Source organism: Ruegeria sp. O11, from assembly GCF_056535285.1.
Window position 1 is genome coordinate 318,879 of record NZ_JBQERS010000001.1, and the last position, 25,909, is coordinate 344,787.

Below are 25,909 nucleotides of genomic sequence, written 5' to 3' on the forward strand. Positions count from 1 at the left end.
GTCAGGTTTGGTTAAACACACAGCACCACTCTGATGCAACGAGGCTTTCAATGCTGCCTGAACTCGACGATTTGAACAGTTTCCGCGACGCGCTGATCGGTGCGGCCGGTCCGGATACTTCTGCCGCGCAGGGCGCGCAAGAGCGCAACGGCCAACTAACCAAACCACCCGGAGCCATGGGACGGCTTGAGGATTTGGCGATATGGTATGCGGGTTGGCGTGGTGATGCGCGGCCACAGATCAACGCGCCTCAGGTCATCGTGTTTGCTGGCAACCACGGCGTGACGGCGCAGGGTGTTTCAGCGTTTCCATCTGAGGTCACTGTTCAGATGGTCATGAATTTCGAACACGGCGGTGCTGCGATTAATCAACTGGCCAAGGCTGCGGGCGCCAAGATGAATGTGCATGCGTTGGATCTGGACTGTCCGACCGCAGATTTTACCCAAGCCCCTGCGATGAGCGAAGATGAATTTCTGCGCGCACTGCGTACAGGCTGGCAGGCGGTTGATCCGCAGGCGGATTTACTCGTCGTTGGAGAGATGGGTATCGGCAACACCACCCCTGCAGCCGCCATCGCCTGCGCGCTGTTTGGCGGAGATGCATCTGACTGGACCGGGCGCGGCACAGGCGTAGATGATGCGGGGTTGGCGAACAAATCACGCGTTGTTGCCGAAGGCGTTGCCCTGCACGGTCAGGGCGATGGTCTGCGTATCCTTCAATGCCTAGGCGGGCGTGAGATTGCGGCCATGGCAGGAGCGATTGCCGCAGCGCGTGTGTTGCGGATCCCGGTCGTACTGGACGGATTCATCTGCACAGCGGCAGCGGCCTGTTTGGCGCAACTTTCGGACACTGCGCTGGATCACACTGTTGCGGGCCATCAAAGTGCCGAAGGTGCACATGCCGCAATGCTGAACAAGCTGGGTAAGGAACCGTTGCTGAACCTTGGATTGCGCTTGGGCGAAGGTTCAGGCGGGGCGCTGGCGATCAACATTCTCAAAAGCGCCGTGGCCTGTCATTCCGGCATGGCAACGTTTGCCGAGGCCGGAGTTACAGACGGTTAAGCCGACTTCTTGGCGTGTTCTTCAGCAAGTTCCAGCAGCGCGGTTTCCAGATCTTTTTCAAGTTGCCGCGCCCGCTCGATATACTTTTTGTTTTCTGCGGTAGGCATGCCGGGTATCCACAGCTCGGCCAACTCACGCACCGATCCTCGGTCGTGGTGATAGAAAGTTTGTTCTGCTTGCGCGGCTTCATATTCACTAAGGCCGATATTCTCGAGAACATAGCGACCCGCACGTAGTGACCCATCGAACATTTCGCGCACGATGTCATTGGCCCCGGCCTGATAGAGTTCGTAAACATGAGTGCGATCGCGCGCCCGAGCGATGATGTGCAGGTCAGGCCGCTGGCGGCGCGCATATCCGACCAGACGAGTGACCTGTTTGTAATCATCCATGGCCGCGACCAAAACCGAGGCTTTTTCAATCCCGGCGGCGCGCAGCAGTTCGGGACGCGTCGGATCACCCAAGAATCCTTTGACGCCAAACCGGCGCATAAGCTGGATGGTTTCAATGTCGTGATCCAGAACCACGGTCTTGAATCCGCTTGCCTGTACCAGGCGATTCACGATCTGACCAAAGCGACCGATCCCGGCAATTATGACAGGCCCTCTCTCATCAATCTCATCCGGTTCGACCTTTGGCTTGCTCTCGCCGATATAGCGAGAAAGCAGATCGTAGAGGATAAACAGCAGAGGGGTGATCAGCATAGTCAGGGCGATGATCATGAGCAGTTTTTGCGATAAACCCGGAGGGATCACGTTTTGCTGTGTCGAAAATGCCAACAGTACAAACCCAAACTCGCCAGCCTGGGCCAATCCCAAAGTAAACAGCCAGTGATCGCGTCCGCGTAGCTGGAAGGCACGACCGACGATGAACAAGATGATACCTTTGGCCAAGATCACAAGTAGCGCCAGCCCGATCAGATCAAATGGATCGGCGAAGAAATAGCCCACATCGATCCCGGCACCAACGGTGATGAAGAACAGACCCAGCAGCAGACCTTTGAAGGGCTCAAGGTCGCTTTCCATCTCATGCCGGAATTCCGAACTGGCCAGAACAACGCCCGCAAGAAACGCGCCAAGGGCGGGGGAAAGGCCCACCAGAGTCATCAAGAACGAGATGCCAACCACGATCATCAACGCGAGTGCCGTGTACATCTCGCGCAGGCGGGTGGCGTGGATGAAACGGAAAAGGGGGCGGGTCAGGTAGATTCCCGCCAACACGACAAAGGCGACCACTCCGATTGTAACCAGCGTGACGGCCCAACCGGGCAAACCCTCGACCAGCGAAAGTGTGGCGTGATGATCGGCTCCGTGGGCGGAATCCACACCTCGATTGATCGAGCCATCGTCTTCTATGTGGACGCTGGCAGGCAGTGCAAGAAGGGGCAGAAAGGCCAGAATAGGTATGACGGCGATATCTTGCGTCAACAGAACCGAAAATGTGGCTCGCCCGCCATTGGTCTGCATCAACCCCTTTTCGGACAAGGTTTGCAGAACGATAGCGGTGGAAGACAGTGACAACGTAAGGCCTACAGCCAGCGCCACCGACCATTGATGGCCCGCGTAGAACGCCACAGCTGCGATCGCGGCAGTGGACAGGCCAACCTGCAGCCCGCCCAGCCCCAACAACTTGTCGCGCATGTCCCATAGGGCGCGGGGCTCAAGCTCTAGCCCGATCAGGAACAGCATCATGACAACGCCAAACTCGGCGACGTGTTGAAGGCTTTCTGTTTCTGCGCCTACAAGGCCCAGAATCGGTCCGATTGCAATTCCGGCGGCCAGATATCCCAGCACCGAACCCAGGCCCAGACGCGCGGATAACGGAACGGCGATCACCGCTGCTGCCAAATAGATCGATGCCTGATAAAGGAACTCGTTCATTATATTCCTCTTAAATCCGCTCAGGTCGGGAGCGGCGCGTCGCGTTTCAATTGGTCCATCACGATCTGGCTTTGCACACGTGCCACTGCAGGATGCGGCAGGATGACTTCGTGAAGCAAGCTATTGAGTGCGGATAAGTCGTCACAATAGACGTGAAGCAGGTAATCTGCCTCACCCGTCATCGTCCAGGCACTCGTGATCTCGGGGCGCGTGTCGACCAGGCGGGCGAAGCTGGCGGATTGTTCGGGGCCATGTGTGCCCAGATGCACCTGAATGAACCCTTGAACCTGCAATCCCAGCATCAGCGGATCCAGCCGTGCCGTATATCCGGTAATATAGCCCTCAGCCTCAAGGCGCTGTCGGCGGCGGCCCGCCTGACTGGCCGACAGGTTTAACATCTCACCCAATTGATGTGCTGTCAGGTGCGCATCTTTCTGCAAAGCTGACAACAGTCGTGTGTCTGTTGCATCCAGCATGTGCGGTGATTCTCCGGTTTTTGTGCGTTTCGTGCGGATGTTCCGCGTTAAAATTCAGTCTACATGAAAACAATGCGCAGAAACAGCACCGAATAAGGCGTATTTTTGAATCAGCAAAGAAATTCCTGTTTTCCAAGGAGACGCGCCATGGGTCCTTTCCCGCATAACGCCCCGAAATCTGTCATCAGCGAAGAAAACCCCGCCGGCACCGATGGGTTTGAGTTCGTTGAATTCGCCCATCCCGAACCGCAGGAACTGCGCGATCTGTTCGCGCGGATGGGGTTCGAATATGTCGGCTACCACCGCGACACCCCCAAGGTCGAGCTGTGGCAGCAGGGTGATGTGACCTACATCCTGAATGCTGATCCGGACAGCTTTGCCGCGAAATTCGTCGCCGAGCATGGTCCTTGCGCCCCTGCGATGGGCTGGCGTGTCGTGGATGCGCAGAAGGCTTATGAGCACGCGATTGCCAATGGGGCCGAGCCCTATGACGGTGCCGACAAGACCATGAATGTCCCGGCGATCAAGGGTATCGGTGGCTCACTGATCTATTTCATCGATCAGTATTATGACACCTCGCCTTATAACGAGGAGTTTGAGTGGCTGGAGCAATCGAAACCGCGCGGTGATGGGTTCTATTACCTCGATCACCTGACCCACAACGTATTCAAGGGTAACATGGACAAGTGGTTCAAATTCTACGGCGACCTGTTCAACTTCCGCGAAATTCGCTTCTTTGACATTCAGGGCAAACATACAGGTCTTTTCAGCCGAGCGCTGACTTCTCCTTGCGGTCGCATCCGCATACCGATCAATGAGGACCGGGGTGAAACCGGGCAGATCGTCTCTTACCTAAAGAAATACAATGGCGAGGGTATCCAGCATATCGCGGTGGGTAGCGATGATATCTATGGCTCGACCGATGCGATTGCCGAGAAGGGGTTGAAGTTCATGCCTGGCCCGAACGAGACATATTATGACATGTCTTACGACCGTGTGTCTGGCCATGATGAGCCCAAGCATCGAATGATGAAGCACGGTATTCTGATCGACGGCGAAGGGGTTGTTGATGGGGGTGAGACCAAGATCCTGCTTCAGATCTTCTCTAAAACCGTAATCGGCCCGATCTTCTTTGAATTCATTCAGCGGAAGGGTGACGACGGGTTTGGTGAGGGTAACTTCAAAGCCCTGTTTGAATCGATCGAACGCGAACAGATTGAATCGGGTGAAATCTCGGCGGCCTGATCTGACATCAATGAAAATAACTGAGCGCACTGTTTACCAAACAGGGCGCTCTTCTTTTATCCGCGTGGCATCTTGAGGGTGATGTTCTTACCGCGTTTCTGATAGCGCAATTCGCTATCTCCGATGGCCACGACATTCCCACCATCGATACGATCACCTACTTTCAGCTTCTTATAGCGTCCGCTGGGCAGGCGTACCAAGGCACGGCGATTGGCCGGGGTGCCATATACACCGATCAGGTTGAGCTTGCGTAGGTTGATGGCATTATCGATGGTCGCCTGTCGCGCAACCGAGGCGGTTGTCGGTATCTTGGGTTTTACAGCCCTGGGCTGGAATGAACCGGCCTCATCACTGCTGGTTGCCACATTCGCGGTCGATCCCAGCGAAGTACTTTGGGTGCTGGGTTTCTTGGCAACCAATGCGGCGATATTCGCAGGGCGTGGCTTGGGGCGTGGAACACGAACCACCGCCAGAGCGGTTGGTGTTTCGTCAACCTCGGGCTTGGATTGCAGGCTTTCCGGACGCAGTTTTGGTCGCACCGAAGCCAATTCCTGGCGAGACCGGCCACCCAATTGTTGTCTTTCGAATTGATCAACAAGGTTGTCGGGCCTTGGGCGGGGTCGGATTGATGCGAGCCTTTCGTCAACCTCTTCAACAACAACGGGCTCTGTCTCAAACCGTGTAGGGGATTCCGGAGGCACCGATGAAGGGCGGCCCAGGTAGACCATCACACCGGCTGGATTCAGAGTGCCCTCTGCGGTCGGCGTCACCAGACCACGTTCGTCCAACTCAAACCTCTGACCCGCGGCGCCGGGCAGGGCGGTCAACTCAAAAGCTTCGTCAGTTTCGAGGCTTTCATGTGGTGGCAGGGCAACGGTGTCGGTCGACAGATCAGCGCGATCAACCGAAGTTAGATAGACATCAGCAAGCTGTTCCAGCGGTGGTTCGGCCAACGGGTTCGGTTCAACAGGCGCGGTCCCGGTGAAGTCATGAAACTCTGCCCCGAAGTCTGGCAGGCCAGCAATTTCTTCAACCGGTTCAGGAGCAACCTTCAAAGCTTCGAGAATGGCCTCATCAGTTGCAGACAGATCAGTTTCGTCACCGGTGTTCGGCTCGGCGGGTTCAGGTTCAATTGCGAGTTCCGCAACATCTGGTGCGCTGGGTTCAACGGCTGTCGGGACATCTTGCTGTGGCTCTGGAACTAAAACGGGCGCCTCTGCAACGACTGGTTCTGGGGCATCGACCGTAGGTTCATCGCTGTTCAGTGACCAGAGACCAAGTACCATGCCCAATAGAACGGATGCAGCAACCGCCGGAATAACATATTTTTTCACCTCTACCGACGAAGAGATCGTGGGCGATTCAGCGCTTTGAGCGGAACGGAAAGCGGTCGGATCAGCTGTATCCGCGATGGGATGAATGGGAATACTCGATGCCTCATCAGGCGTGGCTTCCGGCGATTTTGCCACGGGCGCAGTGCTGATTTCATTTGACTGGGAGTCCACCTCAGACGCAGGCACTTCGTAAACGGACCCTGATAGAACGTCTTCACCATTGGCACTAAGCCAGAACCCTTCTGGGATAAATCCATGTTCCACCGCAAATGAGTGCGCTTCTTTCAAAGTTTGCTGCGCGACTGCCGCGACGTGAATGTCTGAACCGTTCGGAGTTGCGACAAAGGTCAGCTCGGACAACTGGTATGGCGTTGCTGAGGCTAAAGTTTCTTCAACTTTCTGCGTTGCCGCTTCGGTATCCATTCCATCGGTATCGACCGTCAAAAGACGTACCTGATCCGAAGGAATCACGAGCTTGCAGCTTAGGTTGTTTTCTAGTGCGAATCCCTGATCGCGCAGGGTCCGGATCTGATCAGAGAAATCCGGTGCATCCAACGGGATCGTGCCAATGCAGTACCAGTCTCCATCCGACTGGTGATGCAAGGAAATACCGTTTTCAGAAAATGACAGCACAAAGGCGGGTTTCATGATCGCGATGAACCATAATTGTCAGCTTCAATGCAAACGCTTGGATGTCTGCCCGACGAGATTAGAGCAGGAACTCGCCGAGGGAAAGAAAAAGGCGCGTTTCCCCCTTGCCGTGTACGGAGTATGACACCCATCTTAGCGACAAGTCATAAGGAGAGATCACCTTGAAGACACTTGCTTTTCTGGCTGCCATGACCGCAGCCGTCGCGGCGTTGCCTGCCCATGCGGAAGAACGTCGCATCACCGTCAGTGGAACCGGAACGGCCTTGGCTGCGCCAGATATGGCAACCATAACGCTTGGCGTGACGAACCAGGACGCCCAGGCATCGGTTGCGATGCAGGCGACCTCTGACGCTGTGACACAGATTCTAAAACGGTTGGATGAGATGGGCTTGGAATCACGTGATGTGCAGACCCGCGATCTGTCGTTGTCACCAGTCTGGTCTGGGCACAGGAACTCAAGCGACGAAGCACCCAGGATCACCGGATTTACAGCCTCAAACCGCGTTTCTGTTCGGGTTCGGGATTTGGATAAACTGGGTCAGATTATGGACGCCGTCATCAAGGACGGGGCCAATGATTTTGGCGGCTTGAGCTTCAGTGTACAGGAGCCTAAGCCGCTTGAGGCCGAAGCGCGCGCGAAAGCGGTCGCAGACGCAACCGATAAGGCGCAACAATTGGCCGAGGCCTCAGGCGTGACTTTGGGTCCGGTGATTTCGATAAACGATCACGGTGGGGGCGTTCGCCCGATGGCCCAGATGCGCGAAATGGCGATGTCTGACGCTGGCGGCGTTCCGGTAGCGGGCGGAGAGATTTCTGTATCGGTCAATATCGCTATGGAGTTCGAAATCGCGGACTAAGCTACGCTCCAACGCGGGCTTGCAGCGGTTGTCGCTGCTGGCCCGCCGCGTCGAAATTCCCCGGCGCAAGCCAATTCTCGAATGCTGCGCGAATGCGCGGCCATTCGCTGTCGATAATCGAGAACCAAGCGGTATCCCGGTTACGCCCTTTGTAATGGGTCGCTTGTCGGAAAATACCTTCGAACGTAAATCCCAAGCGTTCGGCCGCGCGCTTTGAGGGTGCGTTCAAAGCGTCGCATTTCCATTCGTAACGGCGATAGCCAAGCTCATCGAACACCCGTCGCATCATCAGATACATCACTTCGGTTGATTGCGGTTTGCGTTGGAGCAGGGGTGAGAAATGGATATGGCCCACCTCGATGGCACCCGCTGCTGGTTCGACACGCAAATACGAGGCCATACCCACCGGCGTTTCGTCGGCATCCAACACCGTATGGAACATGGGATCGGCGTCCATGCAGTTGTTCTGCGCCCATGTGGTGAAATCAGCCTCAGAGGCGAAGGGGCCATAAGGCAGATAGGTCCAGTTATGGCCATCCGTGTCACTGGCAAACGCCCGGTACAATCCGGGCGCATGCCGGTTCACATCTAGCGGCACAACGGAACAGAACCGGCCCTGCATCGGTGTGTAAGGCGGGGTGGGGCGAGGAAACTCGCCCGTGACCGGCAAGCCGATGGGTTGACCCAGTTCATTTGTGTTGTGCTTGGTCATTGGATTAGGCGCTCGCCTTGGACAGCGCTTGATCCAGATCGGCGATCAGATCGTCTGCGTCTTCGATGCCGATGGAGACGCGCACGACTCCCGGGCCCGCGCCTGCAGCTTCCTGCTGCTCAGGCGTCAACTGACGGTGGGTCGTCGAGGCCGAGTGGATGATCAGCGAGCGCGCATCGCCCAAGTTGGCCACATGACTGAAGATTTCCAACGCGTTGACCAGCTTGATGCAGGCGTCATATCCGCCTTTGACCGCAAATGTGAATAGCGCACCGGCCCCGCGCGGGTAATGCGCTTTGACCCGATCATGATAAGGCGACGAGGGAAGGCCTGCATAGGTCACGTAGTCCACGCGATCATCCGCTTCCAGCCAGGCGGCGATCTTCTGGGCGTTTTCGACATGGCGCTCCATCCGCAGTGAGAGTGTCTCGATCCCCATAAGGGTATAATGTGCTGCCTGCGGGTTCATGGTCATACCCAGATCGCGCAGACCGATTGCAATGCCGTGGAAGGTGAAGGCCAGCGGGCCGAAAGTCTCGTGGAATTTCAGTCCGTGATACGCAGTCTCGGGCTCGCTGAGCGAGGGGAATTTGTCATTCGCAGACCAGTCAAACTTACCCGAATCCACAATGCAGCCGCCGGTGACTGTGCCGTTGCCGGTCAGGTACTTGGTGGTTGAATGCACGACCAGGGTCGCGCCATGCTCGATCGGACGGCACAGGTAGGGCGTGGCCGAGGTGTTGTCGACGATCAGCGGGATGCCAGCCGCGTCTGCGACGTCCGCCAGCGCGCGGATGTCAGTGACATAACCGCCAGGGTTGGCGATGGATTCGCAGAACACCGCGCGGGTGTTTTCGTCGATGGCGGCTTTTACGGCATCCAGATCGTCGGTGTCGACGAATTTGGCTGACCAGCCGAAACGTTTGATGGTCTGGCTAAATTGCGTGACCGTACCCCCGTACAGGCGGGTTGAGGCGACCACGTTGCAGCCCGGACCCATCAGTGGGAATAGCGCCATGATTTGCGCTGCGTGACCCGAGGAACAGCAGACAGCGCCGACGCCGCCCTCAAGCGTTGCCACGCGCTCCTGCAAAACGGCGACGGTCGGATTGGTCAGGCGCGAATAGATGAACCCAACTTCCTGCAAGTTGAACAACGCAGCAGCATGGTCGGCATCGCGAAACACATAGGCCGTAGTCTGGTAAATCGGTGTCTGACGCGCGCCGGTAGCGGGGTCGGGGCGGGCCCCGGCGTGAATCTGCAGCGTGTCGAAACCATAGGTGGGGCCATCAGACATCTTCGAAATCTCCTATTGGAATGTGCGTTAGTAAATCTCTAGGACATTGCTTTGCACCACACAACGTCCACGTCACCGCAGCCAAAGTCCCTTGGCCTTGATGGTCTTGCGTATGACCTGTTCGCGTGCCGGCAGGTTGTTCCTGTCGAACATTGCCCGGATTTTTGCACCTTTGCGCTGGATCACCAGCTTCTTCATCGGGTCATAGCCTTTGAGCACCTTCTTGATCTTGTTGGGGGCCACAACGGTCTCTAGCACCTCGACCACATGATCGCTTTCTCGTGCATAGAGCATCGGAAACAGGTGATAATGGCAGCTGACTGACCCATCCAGCAGACCTTTAGGCAGCGCATCCCGACCACCGCCGAACGAGTGGATGACCAGCGGCAATGCCACCTGATCCAGCCAGGGGTCTAGGACCTGCCCGGTGAGTTCGGGGATACCTTCGTCCCGAATGGTACGGGCGTAATCAAGATACCGCCGACCAAACTGGTGAGGGCATTTGTAGAAGAAGTATCCCGCATTGAAATACAGGTAGTGTCGCCAATATCCCGGTGGCTGTCTGGAATCGAGCGAGCTTTCGAAATTCAGTCCGAATCGGTCATAAAGCGCGCGCCAGATGCCGTCATAACCGGGGCCATAAAGTGTGGGCTTCGGCCATGTGCCCTCGACACGGAGCGAGGCGCCGGGCCGGTTGAAATCAAATGGTACATCGGCAATTTCACCGGTGATCAATGTATCGGTGTCGAAGAAGACAAATGGCTCGCCTTCCGGCATCGCTAGCAGCGCTTCGATCTTGTTGCCGTGGGGATAGCTTGCCCCAAATATTTGCGATTCGAAGGGCAGGATCTCAGCACCCAATTGCCGCAAGGCTTGCAACACGTCCTCATCCTGAATGCTCGGGTCTTGGGACCACAAGGGGCCTTTCTGAGGAACGCCAACAAATAAACGTCCGGTAAATCCGGGTGAGCTATGGCGCAGCGATGCCGCGAACAATAGTGCCTCGTATTGCAGACGGTTGTTTTGCCCGATGATGAGGATGTTGAACGTCGTTGGGCTTGCCTGCATCTTTTCGCGCTTTCTAAACGGGCCGGAATTGGGCACCGGTCTCGACCGGAAGTACAACAAGCTGTGAAGGGCGTCAAAACCCCAAACATGACCGGTTTGCAAATCCGGCTCGTGCTCCCATCTAATGTGACAGCAACGCAGGAGGATTGCAGATGCGCGTCAATGCAGATTTCACACAGCGGGTCGCTGTCCACTTTGATCAAACCGCATGGGTCGCGTCACCGGCTGCCGGCGTTGAACGCAAGATGCTGGACCGCATTGGCGAGGAAGTGGCGCGTGCCACAACCATCGTGCGTTTTGCTCCTGGCAGCGCATTTTCAGCGCACACTCATGACGGAGGCGAGGAATATCTGGTGCTGGATGGTGTGTTCCAGGATGAAACCGGAGATTTTCCGGTCGGCAGCTATGTGCGTAATCCTCCGACTTCATCCCACACTCCTTCGGCCAGCGAAGGCGCGACGATCCTCGTCAAGCTTCACCAGTTCGACCCCAAAGACCGCACCGAAGTGCGTCGTTCCATCAACAGGGGCGGAGATATCGATTTGTTCAAGGATGCGCATGAGGATGTTCAGGTGAAATGCTGGGCTGCTGGTGAGCAAATTGAACTGGACTCTGGCAAGGGGCTTGAGGTCTTCGTTCTCGAAGGCAGCTTTATCGAGACAGGCGAAGAATTTGGTACTTGGGATTGGTTGCGACTACCACCTGGATCACGCTCGACAGCCATCGCAGGAGAGGGTGGAGCCCGTGTTTGGATCAAATCCGGCCACCTAAGTGGGATGATCTGACACCAAACGTGCTAACAATGTGGGCAATTATTAAGGAAATCCGGGTCATTTTCCCGGATTTCTATTTTTTTGACCATTTGGTAAATTTACCAATTGATAAAAAATCAGAATGTGGCAAGCTGAAGCTCATAACAAACATATCTACAGGGAGTAGAGTGATGGCACAGGGCCAGATGGCACCCGGGATCGTCTCCGGGCGGCTTTCCAGCGATGAGCTGACCTCGAATTTCACCGATCTGCATCCGCCTCTGGCTCCGCATGAGGCAGCCGTGGCAGCAGATCGTTGCTATTTCTGCTATGACGCACCATGTGTGACGGCCTGTCCGACGGATATCGATATTCCGTTGTTCATCCGCCAAATTCAGGCCGGACAACCAGCTGCGGCCGGACAGACCATTCTGGAACAGAATATCCTAGGCGGCATGTGTGCTCGGGTTTGTCCGACCGAGTCTCTTTGTGAAGAGGCTTGCGTGCGTGAGACGGCCGAAGGCAAGCCAGTCGAGATTGGACGCCTGCAGCGTTATGCAACCGACGATGTGATGGCCTCGGGCGTTCATCCGTTCGCGCGTGCAGAACCAACGGGCAAGACGGTCGCCGTGGTCGGGGCAGGGCCCGCTGGTCTGGCCTGTGCCCACCGTCTGGCGATGCTGGGGCATGATGTGGTGATCCACGAAGGCAAGCCCAAGCCGGGCGGGCTGAACGAATACGGCATTGCGGCGTACAAATCGACCAACGACTTTGCGCAGGCCGAGGTCGACTGGCTGCTGAAAATCGGTGGGATCGCGATTGAGACCGACTCAGTTCTGGGTGAGACGATTTCACTAGAAGGGCTGCAACAGAACTATGACGCTGTGTTCCTGTCGATCGGACTGGCAGGGGTGAATGCGCTACGTGCAGATGGGGTAGATAAAGACGGGGTGCGCCCGGCGGTCGACTTTATCTCGGATGTGCGGCAGGCCAGCGACCTGGCTGATCTCCCAGTCGGTCGGAATGTCGTTGTGATTGGCGGCGGCATGACAGCAGTAGACGCGGCAGTGAAATCGAAGCTGCTGGGGGCAGAGCATGTCACCATCGCCTATCGCCGAGGTCGCGACGCAATGGGTGCCAGCCGGTACGAACAGGATTTGGCGGCGTCGCACGGTGTTCGTATTCTGTGCAACGTTCAACCTGTGGCCATTCACGGAAATGGAGCCGCGGCTGAGATCGAATTGGAGTATACTGCTAGTCATGATGGTCGACTGACCGGTACAGGAGAAACCGTTCGTGTGCCTGCCGATCAGGTTTTTAAGGCCATCGGTCAGACGCTTGACGGTGCGCCGGAAGGGCTAACGCTGGATGGCAATAAGATTGCTGTAACCGGGGCAGGACGCACCTCGATTACCGGTGTGTGGGCTGGCGGAGACTGTGCAGCAGGTGGCGAAGACCTGACCGTTACCGCAGTGGCCGAGGGCCGCGATGCCGCGATGGACATCCACGCAAGTCTGGGCGCGTGAAACTCAAAGACAAAGATGCAAACCTGCATCAGGGAGGCCGGATAAATGGCTGATTTAACAACAAACTTTCTGGGAATTTCAAGTCCAAACCCGTATTGGCTGGCCTCCGCGCCACCGACGGATAAGGAATACAATGTTCGCCGCGCCTTCGAGGCCGGTTGGGGCGGTGTGGTATGGAAGACTTTGGGTTCCGAAGGCCCTCCGGTCGTAAACGTAAATGGGCCGCGTTATGGCGCGATCTACGGTGCGGATCGTCGGCTGTTGGGGCTCAACAACATTGAACTGATAACCGATCGGCCACTTGAGGTGAACCTTGAGGAAATGGCCCGTGTTAAGGCCGACTACCCAGATCGCGCCCTGATCGCCTCGATCATGGTGCCCTGTGAAGAGGCCGCTTGGAAGGCCATTCTGCCGCGTGTCGCTGAAACTGGCGCAGATGGGATCGAGCTGAATTTCGGTTGCCCACATGGGATGAGCGAGCGCGGCATGGGTTCGGCCGTAGGACAGGTGCCGGAATACATCGAAATGGTGACCCGGTGGTGCAAACAGTATTACGACCGCCCGGTTATTGTGAAACTGACGCCGAACATAACCGATATCCGCAAACCCGCAGCGGCAGCTAGGAACGGCGGTGCGGATGCGGTGTCGCTGATCAACACGATCAACTCGATTACCAGTGTAAATCTGGATACGTTCAGCCCCGAACCATCGATTGACGGCAAAGGCAGCCATGGTGGCTATTGTGGTCCGGCGGTGAAGCCGATTGCCTTGTCCATGGTGTCAGAGATTGCGCGGGCTGAAGCCACGCGTGGCCTGCCGATCTCGGGCATCGGCGGCGTGACCACTTGGCGTGACGCTGCCGAGTTTATCTCGCTTGGTTGTGGTAATGTTCAGGTCTGCACCGCAGCAATGACCTATGGCTTTAAGATCATCGACGAACTGACTGCAGGCTTGTCAGAATGGATGGACGAGAAAGGCTATACCAGCATCGATCAGGTGATCGGCCGCGCGGTGCCCAATGTCACTGACTGGCAATATTTGAATCTCAACTACATCGCAAAAGCGAAAATTGATCAGGACCAGTGTATCAAGTGTGGCCGCTGCTATGCCGCCTGCGAGGACACCAGCCATCAGGCGATTTCGATGTCGGCAGATCGGGTATTCGAAGTCATCGATGAAGAATGCGTTGCCTGCAACTTGTGTGTAGATGTCTGCCCGGTCGAAGGCTGTATCTCGATGGAGCCAATGGCAGCCGGAGAGGTTGATCCGCGCACGGGCAAAGTGGTTAATCCCGAATATGCCAACTGGACAACGCATCCGAACAATCCGATGGCCAAGGCCGCCGAGTAAGAGATACCGGAATCCCGCTACAACCGGTTCGGTGATACACTGCCGCTGACGGACAGGATCAAAGGAGCATGTCATGTCAGCGGCACCAATGGGTCGGAACAAGGGTGGCAACCGGGTCACAAAGCTTGATCGGGATACATCCAAGAAGAATGTCGCCCTTTCCAAAGCGAAACAGCGCGACGCGCTTGCGGCAAAAAATTTCGTGAAACATCAAAAGCAACTCAAAAAGGATCTGGAGCAACTGATCAAACTTCGGCGCTCGATCGAAGAGATGCTCAAGAAGTTGAAAGAGGACCGGCAACTGGATCAGAGATTTCTGAACCAAGTTACGAAAAAGGTTAAATCTCTTAAGGACTTTAGCGCTTTCATTAAAGCATCCGAACGTGAGCATTCGGTAGGTGTTCAGCAGCCCAAGATGTACACCGCAATTGTACGGGATGCCGGAAAAGTACCCAAAATCAACACAGTCAATACAATGGGCGACTTGACCATAATTCTGGCCATGACCATCGTGATTTTGAAGCGTATTCTGGCCCTGAAACCAGCGAAGTAACGTCTACAGCGTTAGAAGTTTGCGATAGAGTGTATCAACGAAAGTCTCAGCGCCTTCAAAAGGATCTTCGTCGCCCAAGATTGCGCGAACCTGCACGTCAAAATCTGCATAATGCTGGGTCAGCGCCCAGATTGAGAAAATCAAATGATAGGGATGCAGGCGCGCAATCTTTCCCTGATCCATCCAACGGGTAAGGATGGCGGTTTTTTCATCGACCAGCTTCTTGAGATCGCTGGATAAAGCATTGTGAATGCGGGGCGCTCCCTGAACCAGTTCATTTGCAAACAGGCGGCTTTCGCGGGGGAGGTCGCGACTCATCTCAAGCTTTCGGCGGACGTAAGATAAGATCTCTTCCAGCGGCTCTCCGTTTTCGTCAAGCTCGTACAAAGGTGCCAACCATACCTCAAGTAAGCCAGTTAGAAGGGCGGTGTGAATCGCTTCTTTTGACGGGAAGTAATAGAGCAGATTGGGTTTGCTCAATCCCGCCTCGGTGGCGATTTGGTCAACGGTGGCCCCGCGATATCCATGTGCAGAGAACACATTCAGGGCAGCGTCCAGAATCGCTGCTCGGTTTTTTTGCTGAATCCGTGTTGGCGCGCGGTCCTTGGGCATGTTTCCCTGTGCCTATTTTTGGTTTTCTGCGTGGCGGATATGTCGAAAATTTCGGCAACACCATGCATTTTCTTGACTGATGTCGAACCCGTGATAGCGTGAGTTTGACCAGATGGTCAAATCAAGACACCAAAAGCGAGCTAAATCGCAAGCAACAGGGAAGAACAAGATGGCAGCTCCGGCGCAGAATCTCAGGATCAATGGCGACAGGCTATGGGACAGCCTGATGGAGATGGCCAAGATCGGGCCCGGTGTGGCGGGTGGCAATAATCGCCAGACGTTGACTGATGAGGATGCCGAAGGGCGCGCATTGTTTCAAAAGTGGTGCGAGGACGCGGGTTGCACCATGGGATTGGACCAGATGGGTAACATGTTCGCCCGTCGAGAAGGCGCTGATCCTGAAGCGTTGCCGGTATATGTTGGGTCGCATCTGGATACGCAGCCGACTGGCGGCAAGTATGATGGTGTTTTGGGCGTGCTTGGCGGGTTGGAGATCATTCGAACCCTGAACGATCTAGGCATCAAGACCAAGCACCCCATTGTCGCGACCAACTGGACCAACGAAGAGGGGACGCGATACGCGCCTGCGATGTTGTCTTCGGGCGTATTCGCCGGAATGCACACGCAGGATTGGGCCTATGATCGTGAGGATGCCGAGGGCAAGAAGTTCGGGGATGAGCTGAATCGTATAGGCTGGCGTGGTGACGAAGAGGTCGGCGCACGCAAGATGCATGCGTTCTTCGAGCTGCACATCGAACAGGGCCCCATCTTGGAAGCTGAGGGCAAGGATATCGGCGTTGTCACGCATGGCCAGGGGCTAAGCTGGACCCAAGTCACAGTGACTGGCAAGGATGCGCATACCGGGTCTACTCCGATGCCCATGCGTAAGAATGCCGGGCTGGCAATGGCACGTATTCTTGAGAAAGTGGATGAGATTGCGTGGTCACATGCGCCTCATGCCGTTGGTGCGGCGGGTCATATCGACGTGTACCCGAACTCGCGCAATGTGATCCCGGGAAAGGCGGTGTTTACGGTCGATTTCAGATCACCCGAATTGGATGTAATCACTGATATGGAGAACCGGCTGCGTGTCGCGGCAGAGGATATCGTCAATGAGATGGGACTGCAGATCGAATTCGAGAAGGTTGGCGGTTTTGATCCGGTGAAGTTTGATGAAGGTTGCGTGGCGGCGGTGCGCGACGCGGCTGAACGGTTGGGTTATTCCCATACGGATATCATTTCAGGCGCGGGACATGATGCCTGTTGGATCAATCGAGTTGCCCCGACGGCGATGGTGATGTGCCCCTGCGTAGATGGGCTCAGTCATAATGAGGCTGAAGAAATCAGCAAGGATTGGGCTGCAGCCGGGGCGGATGTTTTGCTGCACGCTGTCGTTGAGACGGCCGTGATCGTGGAATAGGGGGCTTTGCCCCCGTCGCCCGATGGGCGAGTCCCCCGGGGATATTTTTAGCCAGATGAAGCAAGCGGCGCAGACCGCATCAGGGAGTTTAACATGAGCACTGTGATCAAGAACGGAACCGTTGTGACCGCTGATCTGACCTATAAGGCGGACGTGAAGGTTGAAGGTGGCGTGATTACCGAAATTGGGCCGGACCTGCGTGGTGACAAGGAACTTGATGCGTCGGGCTGTTATGTCATGCCCGGTGGAATCGACCCGCATACGCATTTGGAAATGCCGTTTATGGGCACCTATTCCAGTGATGATTTTGAAAGCGGGACGCGGGCGGCGCTGGCTGGCGGGACCACGATGGTGGTGGATTTTGCGCTGCCCAATCCGGGTGAAAGCTTGTTGGACGCGCTGAAACGCTGGGACAACAAGTCAACGCGTGCAAACTGTGATTATTCGTTCCACATGGCGGTGACCTGGTGGGGTGAGCAGGTGTTTGATGACATCAAAACTGTCATCGAGACCCGCGGCATCAACACCTTCAAGCACTTTATGGCCTATAAAGGCGCGCTGATGGTGAACGATGATGAACTTTTTGCCTCGTTCAAACGTCTTGCGGAGCTAGGTGGCACCGCGATGGTCCATGCCGAGAATGGAGATGTGGTTGCTGAGCTGAGTGCGAAACTGCTCGCCGAAGGCAATACTGGGCCGGAGGCACATGCTTATTCCCGACCACCGCAGGTTGAAGGTGAGGCTACCAACCGAGCGATCATGATCGCAGATATGGCAGGTGTGCCACTCTATGTGGTGCATACATCCTGTGAAGAGGCACACGAGGCCATCCGGCGCGCCAAGATGCAGGGCAAGCGTGTTTGGGGCGAGCCATTGATCCAACACCTGACCTTGGATGAAAGCGAGTACTTCCACCACGATTGGGAACACGCGGCACGTCGGGTTATGAGCCCACCATTCCGGAACAAGCAGCATCAGGACAGCCTTTGGAATGGTCTACAGTCTGGAACGTTGAGCGTTGTGGCCACGGACCATTGTGCGTTTACGACGGAGCAGAAACGGTATGGCGTGGGTGATTTCACCAAGATTCCGAACGGGACCGGAGGGTTGGAAGATCGGATGCCGATGCTATGGACCCATGGGGTGAATACCGGGCGTCTGACGCCGAATGAGTTCGTGGCTGTTACTTCAACTAACATCGCCAAGATATTGAATTGCTATCCGAAAAAGGGCGCACTTCTTGTGGGCGCGGATGCTGATTTGGTTGTTTGGGACCCGGACAAGGCCAAGGTAATCTCGGCCGAGACACAGCAATCCTCCATCGACTACAACGTCTTTGAGGGCAAAGAGGTGCGCGGGTTGCCGCGGTTCACGCTGACCCGCGGTGCGGTGGCCGTACATGATGGTGAGATTCAGACTCAGGAAGGGCACGGGAAGTTCGTGGCGCGTGAGGCCAATACCCATGTGAACAAGGCGCTGAGCACCTGGAAAGAGTTGACAGCGCCCCGGCCTGTTGAGCGGACAGGTATACCGGCAACGGGTGTGTAAACCCCTTGGGTTGCCTTTCCGGCGACCCGGGTCTGACTTCTTCAAGGCAATGGAATGAATACAGAAAATACTACTCAGCCCGTTATTGAGGCAAGGCAGCTGGATCTTACATTTCAGACGAATGATGGGCCTATTCATGCGCTGAAAGATGTGAACTTGTCGATTGGCAAGGGGGAGTTTGTCAGTTTCATCGGTCCATCTGGCTGTGGCAAAACCACTTTCCTGCGCTGTATCGCGGCGCTGGAGACGCCGACGGGTGGGTCCTTAACCGTCAATGGAATGACCCCGGATGAGGCGCGGAGAAACCGGGCTTACGGGTATGTGTTTCAGGCGGCGGGGCTGTATCCATGGCGAACGATTGCGAAGAATATCAAGCTGCCCCTTGAGATTATGGGTTATTCGTCTGCTGAGCAGAATGAACGGGTTAAAAAGGTCTTGAAACTTGTTGATCTTGAAGGGTTTTGGGGTAAATTCCCCTGGCAGCTATCAGGAGGCATGCAGCAGCGGGCCAGCATTGCGCGAGCCCTGGCCTTTGATGCAGACATCTTGCTGATGGATGAACCGTTCGGTGCCTTGGATGAGATTGTGCGCGACCATCTGAACGAACAGCTCTTGGCGCTGTGGGCTCGGACCGAGAAGACTATCGGCTTCGTGACCCACTCGATCCCCGAGGCGGTGTATCTCAGCACCAAGATCGTGGTTATGAGCCCGCGGCCTGGTCGGATCACGGATGTGATCGATAGTCCTCTGCCGAAAGAGCGGCCATTGGATATTCGCGATACGCCCGAGTTTATCGAAGTTGCTCATCGCGTGCGCGAGGGGCTGAGGGCCGGTCATGGGGATGATGTTTGATGGCGGGTGACGGCATCAGACGGGCATCTTTGGATGATGTGAAAGATTGCGCGCGGATCATTTGGACTTGGGCGAAGCAGACGGGCTGGATGCCCGATGAACTGCCGCAAGAGGAACTGGCGGGCCTGATCCGTGAGGCGTTTCCCAACCGGGACGTCTGGGTCGCCGGAGATCCGCCTGATTGTTACATGTCGGTTGATCCGGTCCAGAACAAAGTGGGCGCGCTTTATTGTCTGCGGACGGGACGGGGTGTCGGCAAACGGTTGTTGGATAAGGCGAAGGAAGGGCGCGACCATCTTTGGCTAACGACGCATGAGCCCAATGTGGACGCGCAGCGGTTCTATCGTCGCGAAGGGTTTATCGAGACGGGACGGGAGCCTCCGGTGCCGCCTGACACGGTACCTGTCATTCGGATGGAGTGGCAGGCATGAAGCAATTTATTGCAGTCCTCACTGTCCTCGCGGCCATTGTTATCGTGTGGTACGCGGCCTGTATCCCGATGAATATCAAAGGGGTTCTGACTGAACAGGAGCGTGCGGGGGCCGAAGTCCAGCCGCCCTCAGCCAAAGATCGCCGAGACATGGGTGAGATCGGTCTGGCCTTGAATAACTCTTTCGCCATACCAGCGACATGGGAGCAAGAGCGTCCGCGCCTTCCAGCGCCCCATCAGGTCGCGATTGAAATGTGGGAGACCACGGTTCAGAAGAAAATCACCTCAAAACGCTCGCTGATCTATCATGGTTGGGTCACGTTAAGTGCCACAATGCTAGGTTTCGTTATCGGGACCGGGCTGGGCATTCTGCTTGCCGTTGGAATTGTGCACAGCCGGGTGATGGACTTGTCGGTGATGCCTTGGGCGATTGTTAGCCAGACCATCCCGATCATCGCGCTGGCACCGATGATCATCGTAGTTCTTTATTCGGTTGGCGTTCAGGGGATCATTCCCAAGGCCATTATTTCGGCTTACCTGAGTTTCTTCCCTGTCGTCGTCGGCATGGTGAAAGGGCTGCGTAGCCCTGATGCCATGCAGTTGGATTTGCTGCGAACCTACAATGCCAGCCGCTCGCAGGGGTTCTGGAAACTGCGTCTGCCGGCCTCGATGCCCTATCTGTTTACATCGCTGAAGATTGGTGTCGCTGCGTCTTTGGTAGGGGCCATCGTTGGGGAACTGCCTACAGGTGCTGTGGCGGGGTTGGGCGCGCGATTGCTCGCAGGCAGCTATTATGGCCAGACCGTGCAAATCTGGTCAGCGCTGTTTGCAGCGGCCATTCTTGCCGCTTGTCTTGTAGGGTTGTTGGGGCTGATTGAGCGGACGGTTCTGAAACGGATGGGGATGGCACAATGATACCTATTCTTGGTGCAATAGCTGTCTGGTTATTGGGCTGGTGGTTGAACAGCCGTCTGGCCAGCGGACCCTATTCCGACACTCGGATGGTGCGGTTTCTTGCGCCTTTGATCTTCGGTTTAACCGTCATTGGCATCTGGGAGCTGGTCGTGCGCGGCCTCGAGGTGCCATTGGTCATCCTGCCGGCACCATCTGTCATCTGGGTTCGTTTCTGGGACAGCTTGCCAACTCTTTGGGCGGACTTTGTACAAACGATCATCAAGGGCGCTTTGAGTGGCTATCTCATCGGCTGCGGTTCGGCCTTCCTTATGGCGATTGCGGTGGATCGATGGGATTTCCTGCGCCTCGGGCTGCTTCCTGTCGGAAACTTCGTCGCAGCACTGCCGATCGTGGGCACAGCGCCTATTCTGGTAATGTGGTTCGGCTTCGACTGGCACTCTAAGGCGGCCGTTGTCGTAGTGATGGTGTTCTTCCCAATGCTGGTGAACACGGTCGCGGGGCTGCGCGAAGCCACTGCGATGCAGAGGGATTTGATGGAGACCTATGCGGCCACCTATTGGCAAAGCTTTCTTAAACTGCGCCTGCCTGCCGCGATGCCATTCATATTCAACGGATTAAAGATTTCTACCACACTCGCCCTGATCGGCGCTATCGTGGCTGAGTTCTTTGGTTCTCCCACCTTGGGCATGGGCTTTCGGATATCCACCAGCGTCGGGCAATTGTCGCTGGATATGGTGTGGGCCGAGATCGTGGTCGCAGCGCTGGCTGGGACGGCCTTTTACGGCCTTGTGGCGATGATCGAAAAGGCGGTGACCTTCTGGCATCCCTCGCAGAGAGGATAAATGGAATAATTCAACAGACCCCACAAACGGGGCAAACATAAGCAACTAGGAGATATGATGATGAAGAAGCTACTCAGCGGGGCGGTTGCCGCCTTTAGCCTGGCAGCCAGTGCGGCACTTGCTGCGGATGAGGTGACGCTGCAATTGAAGTGGGTCACGCAGGCCCAGTTTGCAGGCTACTATGTGGCGAAGGACAAGGGGTTCTATGAAGAAGAGGGCCTGGACGTTACAATTCTACCCGGTGGTCCCGACATTGCACCCACTCAGGTGATTGCAGGCGGTGGTGCAGACGTGACGGTTGAATGGATGCCAGCCGCGCTGGCCGCGCGCGAAAAGGGTCTGCCTCTGGTAAACATCGCACAGCCCTTCAAAAGCTCTGGTATGATGCTCACTTGCTGGAAGGATGCTGGAATTGCTGCTCCCGAGGACCTGAAGAACCGTACTTTGGGTGTTTGGTTCTTTGGCAACGAATTCCCGTTTATGAGCTGGATGAGCCAGCTGGGTATCAGCACCGATGGCAAAAGCGACAGCGGTGTCGAAGTTCTTAAGCAAGGCTTTAACGTCGATCCGTTGCTCCAGCGCCAGGCCGATTGCATTAGCACTATGACCTACAATGAGTACTGGCAGGTCATCGATGCCGGTGTCACGCCCGAGGAACTGGTGACCTTCAAATATGAAGATCAAGGCGTCGCAACGCTTGAGGATGGCCTCTATGTGCTTGAGGAAAACCTGAGCGATGCGGCCTTTGCCGACAAGATGGAGCGTTTTGTCCGTGCCTCAATGAAAGGCTGGAAATACGCCGAAGAGAATCCGGATGAGGCTGCTGAGATCGTGCTTGAAAATGATGCAACCGGTGCCCAGACCGAAGAGCATCAGAAACGCATGATGGGTGAGATTGCCAAGCTGACCGCAGGGTCGAATGGTGCTCTGGACCCGACAGATTTCAATCGTACGGTTGAGACTCTGCTGGCCGGTGGTTCCGATCCGGTTATCACCAAGCAGCCTGATGGTGCTTGGACACACCAGATCACGGATGCTGCGCTGAACTAAGTTCAGCGACACGCGCAACTCTAAACGCGGTCCCATTGGGGCCGCGTTTTCTATTGTAGATGCCGGATTCGTGCCTGTACTTACTGCTTGAAACGTATAGTATTTCACTGAAATTACCGGCATTTAGTGACGCCGTAAAATATATCAGGTAAAAAATGCAGAGTTTTGCATCAGAATTCAATCAAGCGATCTCGTTGATCCTGAATGGGGATGCCGAGTTGTGGGCGATTGTTCTGTTGTCGCTGCGTGTTTCGGTATTTGCGGTGCTGATTTCGGCAGTCATTGGAATGCCTGTCGGGGCAGCATTGGCAGTCGCCCGATTTCCAGGGCGGCGCGCGCTTATCATTTTGATGAACGCTCTGATGGGATTGCCACCGGTTGTGGTCGGATTGTTGGTTTACCTGATGTTGTCCCGATCTGGCCCATTGGGTGTGCTGGAGCTGCTCTACACACCCACTGCCATGATCATAGCGCAGGTGGTTCTGGTGACGCCGATCATGGCCGCGCTTACCCGCCAGGTGGTTGAAATGCTGGCCGAGGAATATTCCGAACAGCTCCGCTCGCTTGGGGTATCGCGGTTGGCGTCGGTACCGGTGCTGTTGTGGGACGCGCGGTTGGCGCTGGTTACCGCCTTGTTGGCTGGGTTTGGCCGGGCGATTGCCGAGGTTGGTGCGGTGATCATAGTGGGTGGAAACATCAATCACGTCACACGCGTGATGACGACCACGATCGCTCTTGAAACCTCCAAAGGTAACCTTGCGATGGCGCTGGCCTTGGGGGTGATCCTGATCGGCTTGGCCGTGGCGGTAAACGCGATGGTCAGTGCGCTGACACTTCGTGCCGAGCGGGAAGGGCTGCGCCATGCGTGATGTCGTGACCGGGGCGCCGGGTATTCTGGACGTGAGCGGCCTGAGTATTGCACGTAATGGCAAGGCATTGCTGGACGTCCCGCACCTTTGTCTGGATGGTCCGGGCCCGACCCTTATTCTTGGACCGAATGGGGCGGGTAAAAGTCTGCTGCTGCGTTGCCTGCACGGACTGATACAACCAGATCGGGGACGGGTTTGTCAGAACGGTGCTGTGTTGAATGCCCGCCACAAGGCACGACAGGCGATGGTATTTCAAAGCCCTGTTTTGCTGCGCCGTTCTGTTGCTGCCAATCTGGACTTTGTTCTGAAGCTGGGATCCATGCCGCGCGCGGAAAGGAAGCATCGTATCGAATCCTTGCTGGATGAGGGCGGGCTAGGTGGCAAGGCGCGTCAACCCGCGCGTTCGCTTTCCGGTGGTGAGGCGCAAAGGCTCGCAATATTGCGCGCATTGGCCTTGGACCCCGAGACGTTGTTTTTGGATGAACCCACCAGCGCACTGGATCCCAGCGCAACGCAGATGATCGAACGGATGATCCTGCGCGCCTCTGAGCGGGGCGTACGCATCGTTATGGTGACGCATGACATTGGACAAGCACGCCGGTTGGCATCTGACATAGTGATGATGCAAGCAGGGCGAGTTGTTGAACACGGTAAAGCAATGCAGGTTCTGGAAGCACCAGAAAGCGACGAGTCGCGCCGGTATCTGGCCGGTGGCCTCGTTACCTGATTTATACAGATGGAGAAATGGGATGATCCCAGATTTCATTCGGGCATCAATTGTTGCGCTTGGGCTAACCGCTGGCGCAAGTTTGGCGGAAGAACCCTTTATTATCGTGCAGTCTACGACCTCTACTCAAAACTCGGGTTTGCTTGATTATATTTTGCCCGGGTTTGAGGCCGAAACCGGTATTGACGTGCGGGTTGTGGCTGTTGGAACTGGTCAGGCGATCCGAAATGCAATCAACGGGGATGGTGATGTCCTGTTGGTTCATTCCAAGACAGCCGAAGAGCAGTTCGTTGCTGATGGTTGGGGGGTTGAGAGGTTCGATGTCATGTATAATGACTTTATTCTCGTCGGCCCGAAATCTGACCCGGCCGAGGTCAAGAGCGATACCGATATCATCGCAGCCCTTGCGGCAGTGGCCAGCTCCAAGGCGCCCTTCGTTTCGCGCGGCGACGACAGCGGAACCCACAAGGCCGAGATGCGTTATTGGCAGGTGACAGATGTCGACCCGACAGTTGCGTCGGGAACATGGTATCGCGAGGCTGGAGCGGGCATGGGCGCATCGCTGAATATCGCTAGCGGAATGGGCGCTTATATCCTGACGGATCGCGCAACATGGCTTTCGTTTGGAAATCGAGGTGATTTGGAAATCCTGGTTGAAGGCGATCCTCGAATGTTCAACCAATATGGTGTGATTCTGGTGAACCCAGAGAAGCACTCAAAAGTTCGTGCAACTTCGGGGCAGAGGTTCATTGATTGGTTGATTGGTGCTGATGGTCAGGCGGCGATTGAATCCTATGAGTTGGATGGGCAGCAGATGTTCTTTCCGAACGCAAGATGAATTTCATCTTTGCCAATTGTCATTGGAAAAATGGAAAGATCAGCCACTTGCGCCGTTGTGGTGAATCTTGCCCAGATACCTGAGGTCATATCCGCCCAGGTCGGTAGCGCGTTCAGAGAAACGCTCGGATTGCAGGAACTGGATTAAAGTCTGCATCGGCGGCTCAAAGAAAGCGCGTCGCCAGATGGCAAGATCTAACCGTTCAGAGTGAGTGGGCACAAAGCTCAGCCCATAAGGGCTCGCAAGTGCACCGAGGCCGAACCCGGCTTCTGCTTTGCCATCCCGTACGGCAATCGCCAGTTCTTCTTCAGTGCGGGCGCAGATCGGGAGGGCATTCAGATCCTCTCGGCCGAGCCCATGCTTGCTAAGCTCTGCGTCGAACAGATGCTGACTGGCGGCACTGTCCTGTCGCAGGATGACGCGGCGGCCTTTCAAGTCCTGAATACCAGAGATCTCAGGTGTGCCAGTCGCAAGCAGCAGACCGCGCTGCCGATGCGCGATTTGGTAGAGGATCACCGGAGCGTTGCCCATTTTGTCGCGCAAAGACTGGGTGTTAAAGCCTTCGGGTTCATGGATATGCAGCGCAGCCGCTTGTGCTGTGCGGTCAGATAGGCGGTTCAGCCCGTCGAATGAACCGTCATAATAGGTGGCCAGCCCCGAGCCACTTTCCCTCAGCGCCCAATCCAGCAGCGGATCATGGCTGCCGGCGACAATGGGGGGCAGGGGCGGTTCTGCCACTTTCGGACCAGAGCGCGAAGCATTGAGCCATGCGATGATCTCTGCCTTCGGGAAGAGCAGTTTTCCCATTGCCCGCACACAAGGGATTTCACCAGAGGACGCCAGATCATAGGCTTTCCGCTCACCAATGCGCAGCAGATCCGCCAATTCGCGGGTTGTCAGGTATTGCGACATTCAGTCTAGGCGCACAGAAGAGCCGGAACCCGACGCTGCAGCGCTGAATCCGATCTTGTCCAGAACGATCGGCGCGGCAGCGGTAATGACGACCATCGCAACGACGGCGGAAAGGAAGGCTTTCATTATTTC

At 56.0% G+C, this 25,909-nt stretch carries 26 protein-coding genes; 17 read left to right on the forward strand and 9 right to left on the reverse strand.

Annotation, left to right across the window (positions count from 1 at the left end; genetic code table 11):
• Positions 1-50: 50 nt before the first annotated feature.
• Positions 51-1,061: a nicotinate-nucleotide--dimethylbenzimidazole phosphoribosyltransferase gene (gene cobT / locus ACRZ91_RS01635; protein ID WP_480902091.1), complete on the forward strand. Its 1,011-nt coding sequence runs from the start codon at positions 51-53 to the stop codon at positions 1,059-1,061.
• Here cobT and ACRZ91_RS01640 read toward each other — a convergent pair.
• Both ACRZ91_RS01640 and ACRZ91_RS01645 read right to left on the reverse strand, forming a co-directional pair.
• A complete protein-coding gene (locus ACRZ91_RS01640) occupies positions 1,058-2,941 on the reverse strand; it encodes a monovalent cation:proton antiporter-2 (CPA2) family protein (protein ID WP_480902093.1) in 1,884 nt (627 codons plus the stop codon). The two genes, cobT and ACRZ91_RS01640, sit on opposite strands and share 4 nt — an antisense overlap.
• Before the next feature lie 20 nt (positions 2,942-2,961).
• On the reverse strand, positions 2,962-3,417 hold the full coding sequence (locus tag ACRZ91_RS01645; protein WP_480902095.1) for an Lrp/AsnC family transcriptional regulator: 456 nt from the start codon (positions 3,415-3,417) through the stop codon (positions 2,962-2,964).
• A 147-nt stretch (positions 3,418-3,564) separates the two neighbouring features.
• Here ACRZ91_RS01645 and hppD point away from each other — a divergent pair, with 147 nt between their 5' ends.
• Positions 3,565-4,662: a 4-hydroxyphenylpyruvate dioxygenase gene (gene hppD, locus ACRZ91_RS01650; RefSeq protein ID WP_170469465.1), complete on the forward strand. Its 1,098-nt coding sequence runs from the start codon at positions 3,565-3,567 to the stop codon at positions 4,660-4,662.
• A gap of 56 nt (positions 4,663-4,718) precedes the next feature.
• Here the strand turns inward: hppD and ACRZ91_RS01655 are convergent, their stop codons facing one another.
• Complete coding sequence (locus ACRZ91_RS01655) at positions 4,719-6,644, reverse strand: hypothetical protein (RefSeq protein WP_480650828.1); 1,926 nt, start codon at positions 6,642-6,644, stop codon at positions 4,719-4,721.
• 164 nt (positions 6,645-6,808) lie between these two features.
• Here ACRZ91_RS01655 and ACRZ91_RS01660 point away from each other — a divergent pair, with 164 nt between their 5' ends.
• Positions 6,809-7,504, forward strand: coding sequence for an SIMPL domain-containing protein (locus ACRZ91_RS01660; protein ID WP_170539134.1), 696 nt, complete (start codon positions 6,809-6,811; stop codon positions 7,502-7,504).
• A gap of 1 nt (position 7,505) precedes the next feature.
• On the opposite strand, the gene ACRZ91_RS01665 is transcribed toward ACRZ91_RS01660, so the two are convergent.
• The 3 genes from ACRZ91_RS01665 to ACRZ91_RS01675 all read right to left on the reverse strand — a co-directional run bounded on the left by ACRZ91_RS01665 (position 7,506) and on the right by ACRZ91_RS01675 (position 10,581).
• Positions 7,506-8,216, reverse strand: coding sequence for a GNAT family N-acetyltransferase (locus ACRZ91_RS01665; protein WP_480902099.1), 711 nt, complete (start codon positions 8,214-8,216; stop codon positions 7,506-7,508).
• A 4-nt stretch (positions 8,217-8,220) separates the two neighbouring features.
• Complete coding sequence (locus ACRZ91_RS01670) at positions 8,221-9,513, reverse strand: O-acetylhomoserine aminocarboxypropyltransferase/cysteine synthase family protein (protein ID WP_010439425.1); 1,293 nt, start codon at positions 9,511-9,513, stop codon at positions 8,221-8,223.
• Positions 9,514-9,585: 72 nt separating this feature from the next.
• Complete coding sequence (locus tag ACRZ91_RS01675; RefSeq protein WP_480902101.1) at positions 9,586-10,581, reverse strand: hypothetical protein; 996 nt, start codon at positions 10,579-10,581, stop codon at positions 9,586-9,588.
• Between the two features lie 152 nt (positions 10,582-10,733).
• Between ACRZ91_RS01675 and ACRZ91_RS01680 the strand changes: the two genes are divergently transcribed.
• From ACRZ91_RS01680 to ACRZ91_RS01695, 4 genes are all read left to right on the forward strand, one after another.
• Positions 10,734-11,366, forward strand: coding sequence for a cupin domain-containing protein (locus ACRZ91_RS01680; protein ID WP_480902103.1), 633 nt, complete (start codon positions 10,734-10,736; stop codon positions 11,364-11,366).
• Between the two features lie 158 nt (positions 11,367-11,524).
• Positions 11,525-12,859, forward strand: a complete 1,335-nt coding sequence (locus ACRZ91_RS01685; protein ID WP_480715103.1) for an NAD(P)-dependent oxidoreductase — start codon at positions 11,525-11,527, stop codon at positions 12,857-12,859.
• A gap of 45 nt (positions 12,860-12,904) precedes the next feature.
• Positions 12,905-14,209, forward strand: coding sequence for an NAD-dependent dihydropyrimidine dehydrogenase subunit PreA (gene preA / locus ACRZ91_RS01690; protein WP_170469486.1), 1,305 nt, complete (start codon positions 12,905-12,907; stop codon positions 14,207-14,209).
• Positions 14,210-14,282: 73 nt separating this feature from the next.
• Positions 14,283-14,762, forward strand: coding sequence for a hypothetical protein (locus ACRZ91_RS01695; RefSeq protein ID WP_480902106.1), 480 nt, complete (start codon positions 14,283-14,285; stop codon positions 14,760-14,762).
• A 3-nt stretch (positions 14,763-14,765) separates the two neighbouring features.
• Here the strand turns inward: ACRZ91_RS01695 and ACRZ91_RS01700 are convergent, their stop codons facing one another.
• Complete coding sequence (locus tag ACRZ91_RS01700; protein ID WP_480902109.1) at positions 14,766-15,374, reverse strand: TetR family transcriptional regulator C-terminal domain-containing protein; 609 nt, start codon at positions 15,372-15,374, stop codon at positions 14,766-14,768.
• 169 nt (positions 15,375-15,543) lie between these two features.
• Between ACRZ91_RS01700 and ACRZ91_RS01705 the strand changes: the two genes are divergently transcribed.
• From ACRZ91_RS01705 to ACRZ91_RS01750, 10 genes are all read left to right on the forward strand, one after another.
• Positions 15,544-16,794: a Zn-dependent hydrolase gene (locus tag ACRZ91_RS01705; RefSeq protein ID WP_170770490.1), complete on the forward strand. Its 1,251-nt coding sequence runs from the start codon at positions 15,544-15,546 to the stop codon at positions 16,792-16,794.
• Positions 16,795-16,887: 93 nt separating this feature from the next.
• On the forward strand, positions 16,888-18,342 hold the full coding sequence (gene hydA, locus ACRZ91_RS01710; protein ID WP_480902111.1) for a dihydropyrimidinase: 1,455 nt from the start codon (positions 16,888-16,890) through the stop codon (positions 18,340-18,342).
• A gap of 54 nt (positions 18,343-18,396) precedes the next feature.
• A complete protein-coding gene (locus ACRZ91_RS01715; protein ID WP_480902113.1) occupies positions 18,397-19,194 on the forward strand; it encodes an ABC transporter ATP-binding protein in 798 nt (265 codons plus the stop codon).
• Positions 19,194-19,625: a GNAT family N-acetyltransferase gene (locus ACRZ91_RS01720; protein ID WP_480902115.1), complete on the forward strand. Its 432-nt coding sequence runs from the start codon at positions 19,194-19,196 to the stop codon at positions 19,623-19,625. Before ACRZ91_RS01715 ends, ACRZ91_RS01720 begins: the two co-directional genes overlap by 1 nt.
• Positions 19,622-20,539 carry an ABC transporter permease gene (locus tag ACRZ91_RS01725; RefSeq protein WP_480902117.1) on the forward strand — a complete coding sequence of 306 codons (918 nt, stop codon included), beginning with the start codon at positions 19,622-19,624 and terminating at the stop codon, positions 20,537-20,539. The genes ACRZ91_RS01720 and ACRZ91_RS01725 overlap by 4 nt, the downstream gene beginning before the upstream one ends.
• Entirely contained in the window at positions 20,536-21,381 is an 846-nt protein-coding gene (locus ACRZ91_RS01730; protein ID WP_010439450.1) for an ABC transporter permease, read from the forward strand. The genes ACRZ91_RS01725 and ACRZ91_RS01730 overlap by 4 nt, the downstream gene beginning before the upstream one ends.
• A gap of 60 nt (positions 21,382-21,441) precedes the next feature.
• Entirely contained in the window at positions 21,442-22,431 is a 990-nt protein-coding gene (locus ACRZ91_RS01735; protein ID WP_480902119.1) for an ABC transporter substrate-binding protein, read from the forward strand.
• A gap of 155 nt (positions 22,432-22,586) precedes the next feature.
• On the forward strand, positions 22,587-23,300 hold the full coding sequence (locus tag ACRZ91_RS01740; RefSeq protein ID WP_010439456.1) for an ABC transporter permease: 714 nt from the start codon (positions 22,587-22,589) through the stop codon (positions 23,298-23,300).
• A complete protein-coding gene (locus ACRZ91_RS01745) occupies positions 23,293-24,027 on the forward strand; it encodes an ATP-binding cassette domain-containing protein (protein WP_480902122.1) in 735 nt (244 codons plus the stop codon). Before ACRZ91_RS01740 ends, ACRZ91_RS01745 begins: the two co-directional genes overlap by 8 nt.
• A gap of 22 nt (positions 24,028-24,049) precedes the next feature.
• A complete protein-coding gene (locus tag ACRZ91_RS01750) occupies positions 24,050-24,865 on the forward strand; it encodes an ABC transporter substrate-binding protein (protein ID WP_480902124.1) in 816 nt (271 codons plus the stop codon).
• 39 nt (positions 24,866-24,904) lie between these two features.
• On the opposite strand, the gene ACRZ91_RS01755 is transcribed toward ACRZ91_RS01750, so the two are convergent.
• Together ACRZ91_RS01755 and ACRZ91_RS01760 are read right to left on the reverse strand one after the other, a co-directional pair.
• Positions 24,905-25,777 carry a substrate-binding domain-containing protein gene (locus ACRZ91_RS01755; protein WP_480902126.1) on the reverse strand — a complete coding sequence of 291 codons (873 nt, stop codon included), beginning with the start codon at positions 25,775-25,777 and terminating at the stop codon, positions 24,905-24,907.
• Positions 25,778-25,903, reverse strand: coding sequence for a hypothetical protein (locus ACRZ91_RS01760; RefSeq protein WP_260025789.1), 126 nt, complete (start codon positions 25,901-25,903; stop codon positions 25,778-25,780).
• Positions 25,904-25,909: the final 6 nt, after the last annotated feature.